Source organism: Bradyrhizobium cedriense, assembly GCF_054602315.1.
Window position 1 is genome coordinate 990,779 of the sequence record NZ_JBTSWB010000003.1, and the last position, 14,975, is coordinate 1,005,753.

The 14,975-nt window shown below is 63.3% G+C and carries 14 protein-coding genes and 1 tRNA gene; 7 read left to right on the plus strand and 8 right to left on the minus strand.

Annotated elements, in window-relative coordinates:
* The first annotated feature begins 1 nt into the window (after position 1).
* Positions 2–307 (plus strand): ferredoxin family protein, encoded by a 306-nt coding sequence (locus tag ACYCVF_RS16545; protein WP_091889461.1) that lies wholly within the window; start codon positions 2–4, stop codon positions 305–307.
* Entirely contained in the window at positions 304–1,620 is a 1,317-nt protein-coding gene (locus ACYCVF_RS16550; protein ID WP_459604394.1) for an FAD-dependent oxidoreductase, read from the plus strand. The genes ACYCVF_RS16545 and ACYCVF_RS16550 overlap by 4 nt, the downstream gene beginning before the upstream one ends.
* 26 nt (positions 1,621–1,646) lie before the next feature.
* Here ACYCVF_RS16550 and ACYCVF_RS16555 read toward each other — a convergent pair whose 3' ends face one another.
* A complete protein-coding gene (locus ACYCVF_RS16555; RefSeq protein ID WP_007602550.1) occupies positions 1,647–1,865 on the minus strand; it encodes a DUF3126 family protein in 219 nt (72 codons plus the stop codon).
* 123 nt (positions 1,866–1,988) lie between these two features.
* Positions 1,989–2,813, minus strand: coding sequence for a serine O-acetyltransferase (gene cysE / locus ACYCVF_RS16560; RefSeq protein ID WP_459604393.1), 825 nt, complete (start codon positions 2,811–2,813; stop codon positions 1,989–1,991).
* A 276-nt stretch (positions 2,814–3,089) separates the two neighbouring features.
* Here cysE and ACYCVF_RS16565 point away from each other — a divergent pair, with 276 nt between their 5' ends.
* The gene (locus ACYCVF_RS16565) at positions 3,090–4,448 is read left to right on the plus strand and encodes a hypothetical protein (RefSeq protein WP_459604392.1); all 1,359 of its coding nucleotides are present in this window, start codon (positions 3,090–3,092) and stop codon (positions 4,446–4,448) included.
* Here the strand turns inward: ACYCVF_RS16565 and ACYCVF_RS16570 are convergent.
* Entirely contained in the window at positions 4,435–4,770 is a 336-nt protein-coding gene (locus ACYCVF_RS16570) for a hypothetical protein (RefSeq protein WP_459606332.1), read from the minus strand. The genes ACYCVF_RS16565 and ACYCVF_RS16570 overlap by 14 nt on opposite strands.
* Before the next feature lie 923 nt (positions 4,771–5,693).
* Between ACYCVF_RS16570 and ACYCVF_RS16575 the strand changes: the two genes are divergently transcribed.
* The gene (locus ACYCVF_RS16575) at positions 5,694–6,158 is read left to right on the plus strand and encodes a hypothetical protein (RefSeq protein ID WP_459604390.1); all 465 of its coding nucleotides are present in this window, start codon (positions 5,694–5,696) and stop codon (positions 6,156–6,158) included.
* Between the two features lie 80 nt (positions 6,159–6,238).
* Here ACYCVF_RS16575 and ACYCVF_RS16580 read toward each other — a convergent pair whose 3' ends face one another.
* The 4 genes from ACYCVF_RS16580 to ACYCVF_RS16595 all read right to left on the minus strand — a co-directional run bounded on the left by ACYCVF_RS16580 (position 6,239) and on the right by ACYCVF_RS16595 (position 12,300).
* Positions 6,239–6,895, minus strand: coding sequence for a Crp/Fnr family transcriptional regulator (locus ACYCVF_RS16580; protein ID WP_459604389.1), 657 nt, complete (start codon positions 6,893–6,895; stop codon positions 6,239–6,241).
* Between the two features lie 339 nt (positions 6,896–7,234).
* A complete protein-coding gene (locus ACYCVF_RS16585; protein WP_459604388.1) occupies positions 7,235–9,793 on the minus strand; it encodes an autotransporter family protein in 2,559 nt (852 codons plus the stop codon).
* A 450-nt stretch (positions 9,794–10,243) separates the two neighbouring features.
* On the minus strand, positions 10,244–10,999 hold the full coding sequence (locus tag ACYCVF_RS16590) for an alpha/beta fold hydrolase (RefSeq protein ID WP_459604387.1): 756 nt from the start codon (positions 10,997–10,999) through the stop codon (positions 10,244–10,246).
* A 164-nt stretch (positions 11,000–11,163) separates the two neighbouring features.
* Positions 11,164–12,300 carry a hypothetical protein gene (locus ACYCVF_RS16595; protein WP_459604386.1) on the minus strand — a complete coding sequence of 379 codons (1,137 nt, stop codon included), beginning with the start codon at positions 12,298–12,300 and terminating at the stop codon, positions 11,164–11,166.
* A gap of 304 nt (positions 12,301–12,604) precedes the next feature.
* Between ACYCVF_RS16595 and ACYCVF_RS16600 the strand changes: the two genes are divergently transcribed.
* Positions 12,605–12,850 (plus strand): zinc-finger domain-containing protein, encoded by a 246-nt coding sequence (locus tag ACYCVF_RS16600; protein WP_131871198.1) that lies wholly within the window; start codon positions 12,605–12,607, stop codon positions 12,848–12,850.
* Between the two features lie 19 nt (positions 12,851–12,869).
* The gene (locus ACYCVF_RS16605; protein ID WP_459604385.1) at positions 12,870–14,072 is read left to right on the plus strand and encodes an FAD-dependent monooxygenase; all 1,203 of its coding nucleotides are present in this window, start codon (positions 12,870–12,872) and stop codon (positions 14,070–14,072) included.
* Between the two features lie 25 nt (positions 14,073–14,097).
* Here the strand turns inward: ACYCVF_RS16605 and ACYCVF_RS16610 are convergent, their stop codons facing one another.
* Entirely contained in the window at positions 14,098–14,523 is a 426-nt protein-coding gene (locus tag ACYCVF_RS16610) for a twin-arginine translocation pathway signal (protein WP_459604384.1), read from the minus strand.
* A 174-nt stretch (positions 14,524–14,697) separates the two neighbouring features.
* Here ACYCVF_RS16610 and ACYCVF_RS16615 point away from each other — a divergent pair.
* Positions 14,698–14,786: transfer RNA gene (locus ACYCVF_RS16615), tRNA-Leu, on the plus strand.
* Positions 14,787–14,975 lie beyond the last annotated feature (189 nt).

Consider the following 14,975-nt stretch of genomic DNA (forward strand, 5'->3'; position numbering starts at 1 on the left):
GATGACATATGTGGTCACCGACAATTGCCGCGGCTGCCGCTACACCGAATGCGTTACCGTCTGTCCCGTGGAGTGTTTCCACGTCGACGACACCATGACGTACATCGATCCGGAAAACTGCATCGATTGCGGTGGCTGCGCGCCGGCTTGCCCGGTCGGCGCGATCGAGCCCGACTATCGCCTCGCCGCGGACAAGAAGTACTGGATCGACGTCAACCGCAAGCGCGCGACTGAAACTCCCGTCATCAGTGCGCGCCTGCCGGCGCTGCCGGGGGCCGATGAACGCAGGCAGGCGCTGGGCCGATGACGGGGTCCGCTGCAAACGAAAACCGCATCGCCGTCGTCGGCAGCGGACCGAGCGGCTTCTACACCACCGAGGCCCTGTTGCGCTCGGGCGTGCCCTTGACCGTCGACATGTTCGAACGGCTCCCGGTGCCGTACGGGCTGGTGCGGTTCGGCGTGGCCCCCGACCATCCGAAGCTCAAGCAGGTCACGGCGGCCTTCGACCGGATCGCCGCCATGCCAGGGTTTCGTTTCATCGGCGGCGTGACCATCGGAGACGACCTCGCAATCGACGAGCTGCGCGAGGCCTATGACGCCGTCGTGCTCGCGACAGGCGCGGAACTGAGCCGGGCGCTCGACATCCCCGGCGAAGCTCTCCCGGGCAGCCACACGGCGGGCGATTTCGTCGCGTGGTACAACGGGCATCCGCAGTTTGCGGATCTGCGGTTCGATCTTCATCATGAGACCGCGATCGTCATCGGCCACGGCAACGTCGCTCTCGACGTGGCGCGCATCCTCGCCAAGACCGCGGACGAGCTACGCCGGACCGACATCGCGCGCCACGCGCTCGACGTGCTCGCCGAGAGCCGGATCCGCGAAATCCACGTCGTCGGCCGCGGCGGACCGGCGCAGGCCAGGTTCACCGCAAAGGAATTGCGTGACTTTCTCGAACTCGACACATGCGACACATGCGTCGACATGCTCAACGTCGCCCCCGATAAATTCGAGTCGCGACCTCCCGACGATCCGGAGCTGACCGAAAAATTGTCGTTGCTGCGCGCGTTCTCGCGAACGTCCGTGACGAAGCCGCGGCGCTGCGTTTTTCGATTTCGTCTGTCACCCGTCGCGCTCCGAGGACGGGACCGCCTGGAGGCCATCGCGTTCAAGCAGGAATCGGGCGCTATCGAGGACGTCGCATGCGGTCTCTCGCTCAGCAGCGTCGGCCGGAAGACCACGCCGGTGGCTGGGGTTCCGTATGACGCGCGTCGGGGCGTGCATGCGAACGTCGACGGACGTGTCGCAGTCGATGGTTCGGTGATCGAGGGCCTCTATGTCTGCGGATGGAGCAAGCGCGGGCCGAACGGCACGATCGGCACCAATCGCGGCTGCGGGATTGCGACCGCAGAGGCCGTCCTGGCGGATATCACCCATCGACGGCCGCGCTCGGATACGCCTGACGCACTGCTTGCGCGCCTGACCGGCCGCGTCGCACGCATCGTGAGCTATCCGGATTGGGGCACGATCGATGCGGCCGAGAAGCGCAGGGGAGCCGTGCTGGGCAAGCCCCGGGAAAAGTTTGTCACGATTCCCGACATGCTCGCGGCGATGGATGCTTGACTCCGAGGCGCAACAGGACGCCTGCACTACTCCTGATCGACGAGATCGTCCTCGAGAATGGCCATCTGGAACTGGAACGAGCGATCGTCGTCCTCGTCGTCGACGAAGAGCACGCCGATGAATTCCTCGCCGATATAGACTTCGGCGGAATCGTCCTTCTTCGGCCGCGGCACGACGCGGATCTTGGGATTGCCGAATACGCGCTTCAGGTACGCGTCGAGCTTTCTGACTTCTTTGACGTCCACGGCAAGTCTCCGATCGAAATTGGTCGGCGGGGTTTTAGGACGAGACGCGACGAACCGCCAGCATGAATTGCCAAACAATTTGGGGACGAAAAAGGGCCGGAAAATCGGCCCTTCCACGCGATCTCAAAGGCCCATCGCGTTGATCATCTGATCCATGGTGCGCGACGGCTCGGCACAGCCGGCCTCGCCGACGATCTTGGCGGGCACGCCCGCGACGGTGACGTTGTGCGGCACGGGCTTGACCACGACCGAGCCGGCGGCGATGCGCGCGCAATGGCCGATCTCGATGTTGCCGAGGATCTTCGCGCCGGCGCCGATGAGCACGCCATGGCGGATCTTCGGATGACGGTCCTCGTTCTCCTTGCCGGTGCCGCCGAGCGTGACGCCGTGCAGGATCGAGACGTCGTCCTCGATCACCGCCGTCTCGCCGCAGACGAAGCCGGTGGCGTGATCGAGGAAGATGCCGCGGCCGATGCGCGCGGCGGGATTGATGTCGGTCTGGAACACCGCCGACGATCGGCTCTGAAGGTAATACGCGAAATCCTTGCGCCCCTTCAAATAGAGCCAGTGCGCGAGACGATGGGTCTCGATGGCGTGGAAGCCCTTGAAGTAGAGCAAGGGGTCGATGAAGCGCGACGTCGCGGGATCGCGATCGTAGATGGCGACGAGATCGGCCCGGAAGGCGTTGCCGAGATCGGGATCGTCGCGCAGCGCCTCGTCATAGGTCTGGCGCACGAGATCGCCCGACAACGCGGAGTGATCGAGCCGGTCGGCGAGACGGTGGATCACCGAATCCTCGAGGCGGCTGTGGTGCAGCACCGTCGAATAGATGAAGGTCGCAAGCTCGGGCTCACGGTGGACGATATCCTCCGCCTCGCTCCGGATCCGGTCCCAGATCGGATCGAGGGATGCGAGCTTTCCTCCCGGATTGACCTGATGCATTGCCATGGATTGCTCTCTCGAATTGGCTTCTTTTGTTGGCTGTATAGCACAGTCTAGGCGACAAAATCCTGACGGGCTTGCCTGAGAGTGAACAGCACCTTGCCCCGCGGAGGCGTGCCAAGGCTTTGAAACACAACAGTTTCTTCTGACGCCCCCAAACGGCGAGGTCAGTTCAACGTGGTCAGGGTTTTGCCAAATTCAAGCGGGGCGGCATCAAACTATTGGTGAATTCTCCCCGAACCGTTATTGCGGTCATGGGTCCGAACGAGGGCGGGAGCGGATTTGAGCATCACCACCGATCGATTGCGCGCGCGCGCCGCCGATACGTTCTGGCTGCGGCTAGCCGCAATGGCCCTGCCCCTCCTGTTGATCGCACCGGCGTTCTGGAACGGCTATCCGCTGTTGCAATGGGATACCGGCGGCTATCTGGCGCGGTGGTATGAGGGCTATCTGGTCCCCAGCCGCTCCACGGTGTTCGGCCTTTATCTTCACTATGGCGAGGGTTTCGGCTTCTGGATCAACCTCGCCGTCCAGTCGCTGGCGACGCTGTGGCTGCTGCAGCTCAGCTTGCGCGTGCTCTCGATGATGCAAACCTTCCGCTTCGTCGCGATCAGCCTTGGCCTGATCCTGGCGACCGCGCTGCCCTGGCTTGCGAGCATGCTGCTCACCGACATCTTCGCAGGACTTTCGGTGCTGTCGCTGTTCCTGCTGGTCGTCGGAGAACAGCGCACGTCCCGGCTCGAAAAAATCGCGCTGTTTGTCTTCACCGCCTTTGCGGCCGCGACCCACAGCGCCACGCTCGGCGTGCTCCTCGGCCTGTGCGCCGCTGGCTGGATGGCGCGGCCGTTCCTGGGCAAGCGGCTTCCGCTCGCCGGATTGACACAGGCGAGCCTCACGATCGTTGCGGGCGGCCTGATGCTGGTGTCGGCGAATTATGCGCTGTCGGGCAAATGGGCGTGGACACCCGGCGGCTATGGCGTCGCCTTCGGCCGCATGATGCAGGACGGCATCGTTGCACAGTATCTCAACGACCGTTGCCCGCGGGAACGTTACAAGCTCTGCCCCTATCGCAACGAGCTGCCGGCGAGCGCCGACGAATTCCTGTGGGGCAAGAGCATGTTCAACACGCTGGGCCGCTTCGAAGGCATGAACCAGGAAATGAGCTACATCGTCGTGCATTCGCTTGCGGACTATCCGGCCTGGCAGGCCGGCGCGGCGCTGCGGGCCATGGGCCAGCAATTGCTGCATGTGGCAACCGGCGAAGGCACCAATGGCTGGATCCCGCACACCCGCGGCATCATCGAGCGCTACATCCCCGCACAGGTCGCCGCAATGCGGGCGGCGCGCCAGCAGCACTGGGACGTCGATTTCGCCTACGTCAACTGGCTGCATGTCCCCGTCGCGCTGGCGTCGATGCTGGCGCTGGTCCTGCTGCTCGCGCATGCGCTGGCGACCCGCCGGCTGGACGATCTGACGCTGCTGGCGGCGACGGTGACGCTGGCCTTGCTCGGCAACGCCTTCATCTGCGGCGTGATCTCCGGCCCGCACGACCGCTACGGCGCACGGATGGTGTGGGTCGCCACCTTCGTGGTGCTGATCGCGGTGATGCGCCGTCTCGGCGACGACGTCAAAGCGCGATGAGGTCGGGATGAAGAGTCATCGCGCCTGGTTCGTCCGAGCAGCGATCGCTTAACACCCAGAACTTGCGAGCGGTGCGTAAACAGTGAAGCCGACCCCAAGCGTCCTTGGCAACTAGCGTGCCGATGATCTCGATCATACCTAGTGCGGCCTCCTCAAGCGAGCCAAAGTCCGTGATCAGTTCTACAGATGCTTGTTCGCCGTCGTGACGCAGAACCGAGACTGCGGATTCAATGGACCTCAAAAATGCCTCTACGTCGCTGGCACTTCCGCGAATGTCGAGGCCAATATTCAGAAACTCGGTGATATTCTGAGCTGCGGTCATTGTCGTCCTCCCTTTAGAAGGTGTTGGGCCCGTTCAATGACTTGAAGCATGGTCGTTTCGAAGTAATGGACGACGCGGTCCGTCAAGCAACGAGAAGGATCTGGGCCGGAGGGGCAAAAGCTCACTTCAGTCGGGAATTCATGATGAGATTTTCGAATGTCAGCGTGGTATGGGCCCGGTGCCATTCGGTCTTTGTAATGACTGTGCATGGTCAGTGAGAGGACCAGCCGACGCGGATGGCCAGGGTCATAGACCGCCCGCGCATAGAACCAGAGGCTAAGTTGCAGTGGCGCCTCTGCTCGCTCTCTAAAGCAGGCAGGACCGGTAAGAACCGGATAGGACAAACCAAGCGCGCGAAGTCGCTGTTCGACCGCGGCCCCGACCTCTTTATTGATTGCTGTGAGAGGCAAGCGCGGTTCGACTTCCGAATCTGCAGAGATCTGCACCCAAGTACACACACTTCGAAATGCACCATATTCGAAGGGCAGAGTAGTCGCCTGCAACGGCGACACGCTGACGACTATTGCAGTAAGTGCAATCGCGAATCGTCGCATGTGCGCCGTGACCTCGTTCACTTGACTCATCGGTATATGCTCACATTGTTGAGAACAATCGCGCGGAGCGAATTGATTCCAAACGAGCATTAACGCAACCTCAGATTGCTAACGCTATGGACGAATGTCAATGGCGCTGCTATGTCGCGCGCGAGCTCACGTCGCGCTCCGTGTTTCACGTACCTCGACAAACGCAGAGCGGACCAGATTTGCTTAACCTGAGTTCTTCGCATTTTTGACCAGTAGCCGATCATCGCTCTCGCACTGCTACGTCGCAAGGCTTTCCGAAAGCATGAGATTGCTTTGAAATCCTAGACTACTAGCCATTTACAACCATGAGCTACTGTCGGGTGTCCCGCGAGGCAGCAAATGAAAACAGCGGTCCCCATTCTCGTTCTTCTCTTAAGCATAGTTCCCGCTCGTGCGGATGAGCGCGTTTGGTGCTTGGACGAGGGATCGGCGGGCTACGGCTTCGATCGGAATCGGCCAGTATTCGACGACAAGTCAAAGCCTCAGGCCTTTATGCGCGACCAAACCGCCCTGAGGCTGACTGAACAGAACGCCTACCTAAATTTCCAAGGGCTGGGCGAAAAGGAGTTCTCATGCTCAGCGGTACATGACGATGTCATTCAGTGTGTCCGCCCGTTTCAGCTCTTTGTTTTCGACAAGAAGCTATATCGCTTCAATCTGGCTGAGCTGGGTGGATACGTAGCCGATGATCCTCTCGATCGTACTAAGGTTCGGGACGTGCGTGCCACCATCCCGTTAATGCAGTTGCGCCCTCCCGTCCACGCGCATGACTGCTTCTGGCCCGTGGCTCTGCGTCGTTCTTGATCATCTGTGGCCGGTAAAGAGTTCGGTGATGTTCTGGGGCCGGTCATTGTCGTCCTCCCCTTAGAAGCTGTTGGGCTCGTTCAATGCGGACCATCAGGGGCGATCCGATCCAAGATCTCAGTTGGACTGGCGACGGCGATAGGAGCTAGCCGGGAGGCATTTTGCGTCATTCGAGTAGCCGTCAGTCGCAGGAAGTACAACGATAAGCCGGGATTGCGCTCGCAGAGCTTTTTCAATGCTTCGTCGCTGATGCAAAGTAAATCCAGATTGGTTGCTGCGACTGCGGTCTGCGTGCGTCGCCTCTCTAAAGAGAACAATCCGATCTCACCGAAGAGATCACCTGCCGAAAGTCGCTGCTCAATCTCCGGAAGCCCGACTTCGCCCGATACCACCATATAGAGCAGATCGGCGTGCTGGCCCTTCTTGAAGATCGTCTCCCCCGCCTTGAAATGCTTCGGCCACATGAATGGCTGCATCCACAATGGAGAAAGATCCGTGGCCGCCGCTAGCTTCGCTTTCCGAAGCAAAGTCATCATGCGAACGAGCAATACTATGTTCAAAGGAAGCAGGACGACGTGCAGAATAAGGACAGGGTACAGCCCGGCGCCGAAACCGTAGCTGATGAAGGCGAAGTTACTGCAAATTGCCACGGCACGCAGGCTCAACATGGTGCTCATGCAGAATGTGAGCAGGACAAGAGCCGACGCCAAATAGCCGATAGCTTCAATCAAGGTCATTTCGGCCCCCAACCGGAGCAATCAATTCATAAAGAATGCTGCCAGCATCGCTTGCGATACCGGGCAGAAATGAGGCTGGCGGAGAGCTTTGGGGTCTGCCCCCCACCTTCACCGGATTATTCTTCTTCTGGACGCCTGCATCTGGCCCGTAGGCCGAAGGTCTCAAAGACATGTCATGTCGGCAGTCAGGTGCAAACCGGACGTCGATCCGGCTGGCGTCTACCGCCGGCTTTTGCCCCAGAGCGGAAGTCAGCTACCCGTGCTCGCGACGTTTAAAGGTCTTACCGCTTCAACCCTACTGCTCTCGCATTCAGCGTGCCGCTGGGGCAAGGCTCGTGACTACCAGGTGAGGCGGAAGCCCCCGGTCCCCCTGTAGTTTCGGTTGTCTGAGCTGTTGTTGAGGCTGGCGTTGTAGGAAAGCTCGCCAAACACAGCGTAGCGCCCGTTGGCCCAACTGTAGGTGCCGCCGCCGCCGACGCTGCCCCATAGCCGATCTTGCGCATTGGCAAAACCGGTTCCCGCGACGTCAATGTTGGTCCCGCTGAGAAATTCGTAACGCAGATTGGCAATGGCGTAGACGTCGGACCGCACGATGCCCGTGCCGTCGGTCCAGGTCCTCTGATGGTTGAGTGCAAGTCCCGCGCGGCCCAGCAGGCTGTCGCCATCGCGCAACGCGACCTGCGTGCCGAACCGATCGGCAAAACTGTCGAAAGCGACCTTCGCATAGGAAAGCTGCGCCTGCGGCGTCAGGAGCCAGCCATTGCCCAGGCCGATCCGCTTGCCGGTTTCGGCGCTGACGGCATAGCCGAGCCCTTCATTGCCATGGGTCATGCTGCCGGCCAGCACGGACGACAGATCACTGCGGTAGAACATCGACTGCGCCTGACCGTCGGCATAGAAGCCGTTGTCGCCATACCAGGTCAGTGTGCTGCCGACACCGGTCCCCTCGACGCGGATACGTCCATTGCCGAAGAACGAGGCGACATTGGCGGTGGTCAGGCCATATTGCGCGGTGAGACCGACGAACAGCCGGCCCCGCTCGTTCTCCAGCACGAGGCCGTCGAGCCCCGTCTGCACCTTGAGGTGGTCGGCCTTATAGGTCGAGCCCGTTGTGTTGGAAGGCTGCAAGTCAGAATGCCCGCCTTCGATGCGCCCCCAGAACGCCGTGGGCGCCGGCGAAGCCGCGCCCGGCACCGGCGCGGCGCCGGCGCGCGCCAACGCTTCGCTGCCGCCCCAATAGCGGTTGCCGACGCGCTGCTGCAGCGTCGGCAGATCGTTCATGCCGAGCAGCACCTGCGCATAGTTCTCGTACAGCGGAACGCCCGGCTGATAGAGCGGACCGGCAGGTGTCGCGGGCGGCGGATTGATCAGGCTCGAGCGCAGATACCAGTCGCCGTCGCCGGGACTGGCGATGCCGTTCTTCTGCAACGTATAGGCATAAGCGCCGCCGACCACGGCCTGCTCGCCGTTAAGGACGTAGCTGCCGAGCAGCGAAAAGCTGCCGTTGGACGCGCCGACCACGTCGATCACCTTGATGCCCTCGACCGTCTGCGCGCCGGTGCCGCCGACATTGGTGACGCGCAGCGACGACGTGCCCGACGTGCTTCCCAGCACCCGCAACAGGTCGGTCGGCGAATTGTCGCCGCCCAGCCGGGTGTTGAGCTGCACCGTTCCGCCACTACCGACATAATTGCCGCTTACGGTCAGCGTGGTGCCGGGCGCGCCGCCGAGGCTCACCGTGCCTGCGTTCGCGAGCGAGGTGAGCGTTTGATTGAAGCCGGCGAGGTCGAGCGTACCGCCGGAGGCTACGGTGAAGGCCGAGGCGGTGCTGAAGGTATTCGCCGCTCCGGCGCGGAGGGTGCCGCCGCTCACATTGGTCGCGCCGTTGTAGGTATTGGCGCCCGCCAGCGTCTGCGTGCCGCCGGTGACTGTCAGACCGCCGGTGCCGCCGATCACGCCGGCGAACTGATCGTTCGCGTTGGTGATGGTGAGGTTCTTCGCGCCGAGCGCGACGGTGCCGGTTCCCGCCAGGCTTTGAATGCTCGTGCCGGCGGCCGTGATGGCCGAGACGCTGAAGGTTCCGTTTGCCACGACCCGGCTTGACGCGGCTACCGAGCCATTAACGGCGAGGGCAAGCGTGCCGGCCTGGATCACCGTCGCACCGGTATAGGTATTGGCTGCGCGGAGATTAAAGGTACCCGTGCCCGTCTTGGTCAATCCGCCGACGCCGGAAAAACCGGAGCTCGCGCTCACGGTGAAAGCCTGGGTGTCGACGGTCAGCCCGCCTGTGGCGATGTTGAGTGTTCCCGCCGAAAATCCACCGATGAAGAAGGCGGTATTTATCCGGGCGCGCAGGATGGCGTTATCGAAATTGACCTGTCCGGTTCCGACAGCGACGCGTGCGAGAGTGTTCGTCTCGAGTGTGCCGCCACTATTGATATTGAGCGTGCCCGCGCCGCCAGCGAAGGTTCCGAACGCAACCCCTGATTGGGCGACGACTCTGGCGCCGTTCTGGATGTTGAGTGTGCCATTGCCACTGGCGCCGATTTCGATCTGGTCGCCGGATGTAATCCATTGCGAACCGGCGCCGCTGACGGTCACGGTACCATTGTCTCCGCCTGCGACGCCAATCGCAATCGACGCGCCGCTGCTCGTCAGCGTGCTGCCGTTCTGGATCGTCAGATTGCTCGAAGATCCGCCAAGGAAGATGCTTCCGGTCGCTCCGACCGCCGCGCCACTGGCGCCGAGCACGGTCGGGTTTGGCGAGGTCGTATTGATGTTGACGACATTTCCCGCGATTGGGACCGCGCCACCGGACCAGTTGCTCCCGATCGTCCAGTCATTGCTTGTCGTACCGGTCCAGCTTTGGGCCGATGCCGATCCGGTGAACAGGGCCATCAGCCCCGTCGCTGCTGCGCTCGCTAGCAGCGAGAGAAGCCATCGCCGCCGGGCCTTGCTGGCCGAAAATAGCTGAGCTCGAATCGAACTTCTCGGAAGCGTACCGTCATGTTGTCCGCAGATCGACGTAACACCGATGCATTCGCGCATACGCTATTCCCACTGCGTCCACAACGTTCGCACATCTGAACCTTTGTGGTGTCGTCGATGAAAGACAACCACGACGATAGGGGAGCAGAAATAATCGGACAACACTCCGTACGTGTTCCTGCTGAGAAACCCGTGGTGTGTGCCGTTCCGGCAACGAAAGACACTTAACAGTTCCTTCCATAGAGAATCCGCGTTTGCCGTCTTCAGTGGCCGGCTGCCCTGAAGGGAGTGGACGCGCCCTAGTGATGGAACCTCTCAGAAAATTTGAGCAACAACCTCATCGCCTCAGACAACATGGCCTCAGCCGCGGCGTGAGAGGAAGTCGAGCACGCCGGTCTTGTAGACCTTGTCGCCGACCGCACGCATGTGATCGCGGTTGGGAATATCAAGCACTTCCGACCTCGGGATGATCGCGCCGAGCGCGCTCGCAGAGCCCGCTACATCGTCGGCGGTGCCGACCGCGATCAGCACCGGCACCTCGATGCGTGCGGCCTGCTGCCTCGTCATCAGTTCGCGCGTGCCGCGCAGGCAGGCGGCGAGCGCGCGATGGTCGGAGCGAGTCTGGTCCGCGAACGCACGAAAGGTGCGGCCCACGGGATCGGTGACGTCGTCGAGCGATTGCGCCTCCAGCGCCTTCGCGACATTCTCGCCGGGGCCGGTGCCCTCGATCAGGCCGCCGATGCCGATGCCGCCAAGGATCGCCGAGCGCAGGCGCTGCGGCTCGTTCAGCGCGAGCCACGCCGTCATGCGTCCGCCCATCGAATAACCCATGATGTCGGCCTGCGGGATGGCGAGATGATCCATCAGCGCGACCACGTCGCCGGCCATCACGGGAATTGAATACTGTGCGGGCTCGTAGAGCTTTGCGCTTTCGCCGTGGCCGCGATTGTCGAGCGCAATCACGCGCCGGCCGTTCTTGCGCAGCTCCGAAACCCAGGTCGGATAGACCCAGTTCACGTTCTTGCTCGAGGCAAATCCGTGCACCAGGACGATCGGATCGCCCTCGCCTTCGTCGAGATAGGCAATTTCAACGGCGCCGTTGTGGAAGCTCGGCATCATCAGTTCCAGAGGTCTCGAGGGGAAAAGCCGATCTTAAAACACGATCCGGAAGACTGTGCAGCGGTTTTTCCAAGCGATGAACGCGGAACGCGTTTGCACGGAGAACATGCTCAAACAATCGCCCGAAACGCGACGACGAATTTCCTCAATCTCACCGTGATTCAGGCCCTGAGGGCTGCATCCGCCAGAGCGGCCTCGGCAGCGGCCTGCGCGCGGCGAAGCCGACGCGCCCGCCTGCGATCGCACCAGGCCTGGGTCAGTCGCTCGGTCGTCGCCTTGATGGAGGAGAGAAGGCCGAACAACGTCAGCGCCGCGCCGAACAGCCAGAGCGTCAGATTGAACGCGCCGCCGACCAGCAACAGCGCGCCACGGCCCAGCAGCTTCATGACCGCACGCGTCTTGCTGCCCTGCGCTTCCGCAAGCCGCGCCGCGCGCGCGACGTCCTTGGGACCGTCGGCGATGCGGAGCGTGTCCATCGCCCCGCGCGTGCCGGTCTTTCCGGCAACGCGCGTGACGTCCTTGCCGAGCCGGACCAGCGCTCCCGCCTTCTCGGCGCGAAACGCGGCCTTGATCGCACTCACGGTCTGGCCCGGACGCAGCACCGAGCCTGATACCACCGCGTTCCGGAGCATCGGCGCATCGACGACCTCGCGCGCGGACCGGCCGGCCCACGCCGCAAGCCCCTCGCCGAGCCGCCCCACCTTGCGCGCGTCCTTCACCAGCGTCAGGCCGGCGCGCACCGGCGCGGCACCGCCGACGGAGACATAGGTCGCCGCAGTCACCACAAGACCCGCGGCCGCAAGCCCCAGCACGAGGCGGTCGGTGTCCTCGCCCATGGCGAGGTGCTTGCCCTCGCGGACGACGTCCCTGATGTCGCCGAACACGAAGAGATCGCCGGCCACCGTTCCCGACAGGCTCGCGACGTCGTCGGCGTTGCCGGTGACGAGACCGGCGGCAAATCGTTTGGCGAAATGGGATGTGGAGCTCTCGGCCTTGACCGCATCGCTTACGCGGCCGAGGAGATCGTCCGGCAGCGCGATGTTGCGGTCACGCGCGAGCGCCACGAAACTGTCGGCGAGGTCGGCATCGCCGGCGGCGAGCGCGGCCTCGATGTTGTCCTGAACGAGGCGCTCGTTCTGCCGCAGCAATGCGTCGAGCTTCAGCTCGGAGAGCACGGCCGGATCATCCTGGGCGGCGAGGATGGCGCCGGCCTCGCGGGCGTGCGGCGCTACCTGCGCGAGCATGAAGCTGCACGCCGCGACGCCGGCCAACGCTGTGCTGATTCGCAGCCATTTCATGCGGAAAACCTGGAGGGTCCTGGAATCGTTGACCTGACGATTCGTCTTTGGTCGCAAATGCGCTCGTCCACAGACATAGTATGCCAAAATTGCGACACAACGTCCCCGACGAAAGAAGGGCTTCTCTCAGGCCGCAAGATTGTGTCGAATTTGCTGGAGCAAATGAGCATGGGGCAATTGCGGAGCTTTCGGTTCCGCTGGACTAGCAATCATCTGCACCCGCCTTTATGGTCCGCGGCGCCTCAAAGATGCCGCGTCAGTTGTGATTGTATCTGCCGCCATTGCCACTCCAGGATGAGTTACGATGTCCGACCATGTCGTCCCGCACTTCCATAACGATGCCGGTGTCCCCGTCATCGAGATCGGCTCGAAAGAGTTCATGTGTGTGGGCGCCAATCCTCCGTTCGACCATCCGCACGTCTTCCTCGACCTCGGCAACGACAACGAGATCATCTGCCCCTACTGCTCTACGCTGTACCGCTTCGCGGCCGACCTGAAGCCGGGCGAAGCCCGCCCGCCGGAATGTGTGCTGAAGGACAAGGTGGCCTGACCGCGTCCGTCGGTCAGGGGTGGCGCTCTCCCGAACGATTGTCATCGCCGGTGCCGGGATCGGTGGCCTGACGGCCGCGCTTGCGCTTGCGGCCCGCGGCTTCCGCATCGTCGTGCTGGAAAAGGCCGAGCGCCTCGAGGAAGTCGGCGCCGGGCTGCAACTCTCCCCCAATGCCAGCCGGGTCCTGGTCGAGCTCGGCCTGACCGAACGTCTCGAATTGCGCGCGGTGACCCCGGAGGCGGTCTCGATCATGAGCGCGCGCGCCGGCGGCGAGCTCCTGCGCATGCCGCTCGGTGAAGCAGCTTCCGCGCGTGCCGGTGGCCCGTATTGGGTGGTGCACCGCGCCGACCTGCAATCCGCACTCGCCGGCGCCGTGGCCGATCATCCCGATATCGACCTGAAGCTGGGTGCAGCCTTCGAGGACGTCGCGCCCCACGCCAAGGGGCTGACGGTGGTTCATCGCAGCGGCACGATCCGCCGCAGCGATCTCGCCAGCGCCCTGATCGGCGCCGACGGCATCTGGTCGACGGTGCGCCAGCATCTGTTTCCCGAGGTGCAGCCGCGCTTCTCCGGCCTGATCGCCTGGCGCGGCACGCTCGACGCGACGCAACTTCCGAAGGACCATACCGCGCGCCGGGTGCAACTCTGGATGGGGCCGAACGCCCATCTGGTCGCCTATCCGATCGCGGGCGGACGCCAGATCAACGTGGTCGCTGTGCTGCCCGGAACCTGGAACCGGCCGGGCTGGAGCACGCCCGGCGATCGCCAGGAGGTGATGGACGCCTTTGCCGCCCCGCGCTGGCCGCCGCCGGCGCGGATGATGCTCGCCGCGGTCGACAGCTGGCGGAAATGGGCGCTGTTCGGCGTGCCGGATGGCTGCCCCTGGAGCAAAGGTCCGGTCGCCCTGCTCGGCGACGCCGTGCATGCGATGCTGCCGTTCGCAGCCCAGGGCGCCGGCATGGCGATCGAGGACGCCGCCGTGCTCGCCCGGCATCTGAGCCTCGAGGCTGCCGAGAGCACCGAGGGCATCGCCACCGCGCTGACGCAATACGGCCGTGCGCGGCAGGCGCGGGTACGGCGGGTGCAGCAAACCGCGCGGCAGCAGGGCCGCATCTACCATCTCGGCGGGCCGCTCGCGCTCGCACGAGATCTTGCGATCCGCGCGCTCGGCCCGGAACGCATGCTGGCGCGGCAGGACTGGATCTACGGCTGGCGGCCTTGATGCCAGGCGTCGCCGGCGCGGCGCCTCAGCGGACCGCTTTCCCGGACTTCGAAGCGGGCCTGGCGGGGGCCGCAGGCGACAATGGCACAGCAGCCGTCGTCGCCTCGGGCGTCTCGCGGCACCTGTTGCGCCGCCAGGCGTCCTCGGCCAATTGCGACTGCCCGCGCACCGCGATGTAGTCGTTACGATAGGCGAGCTCGGACACGACCGCGCCACCCGCCCCGGTCTCGGCCTTATCCATCAGCCTCTTCAAATCGTCAGTGCGCTTGGCGAGCAGCTTGCGCTCACCCTCGAGCTGCTTGCAGTCGTACAATTCGTATTTGGCGGGATCGGCAAAGGCCGGTGCAATCGTCTCGCTCATGCCGGCGCAGCCGGACAGCACGGCGCCGGCGGCAAGCAGCGCGAGGATTGCGCCAAAGCCGCGCAGCGATGAGGAAAACGAAGCAGTCATGCCGGATGAATAGCCCCCGTGGATTGAGAATGCCTAAAGCAACAACAGATGTCCGGATTGAGGCTTTGCCTTGGGCGCCCGGCTCGCTTAAGGAAGAACCGTCCCTCCCGGTCCGCAACACGCCGATTCCAGACGGCCGGAGATGGACTTAAGTGTTTGATCTCGTTGGATCAAGCGGGCATGGCGGAATTGGTAGACGCAAGGGACTTAAAATCCCTCGGTGCGCAAGCGCTGTGCCGGTTCGACCCCGGCTGCCCGCACCAGCAGATCCGCGGCCTCCGGGAGCACTTCGGCCAACCGCGCCTCTCTTCGCCGATGCTGCCGCGTCGACGGTCGAGGCGGGAATTCAGCGCGCGATGAGATCCATCGCGATGCCGACCATGTCGAAGCCTCAGGACAATTGGCGATCGGCGATCGCGCTGACCGAAACGCAAGCTGATTGAAGAAGCCCA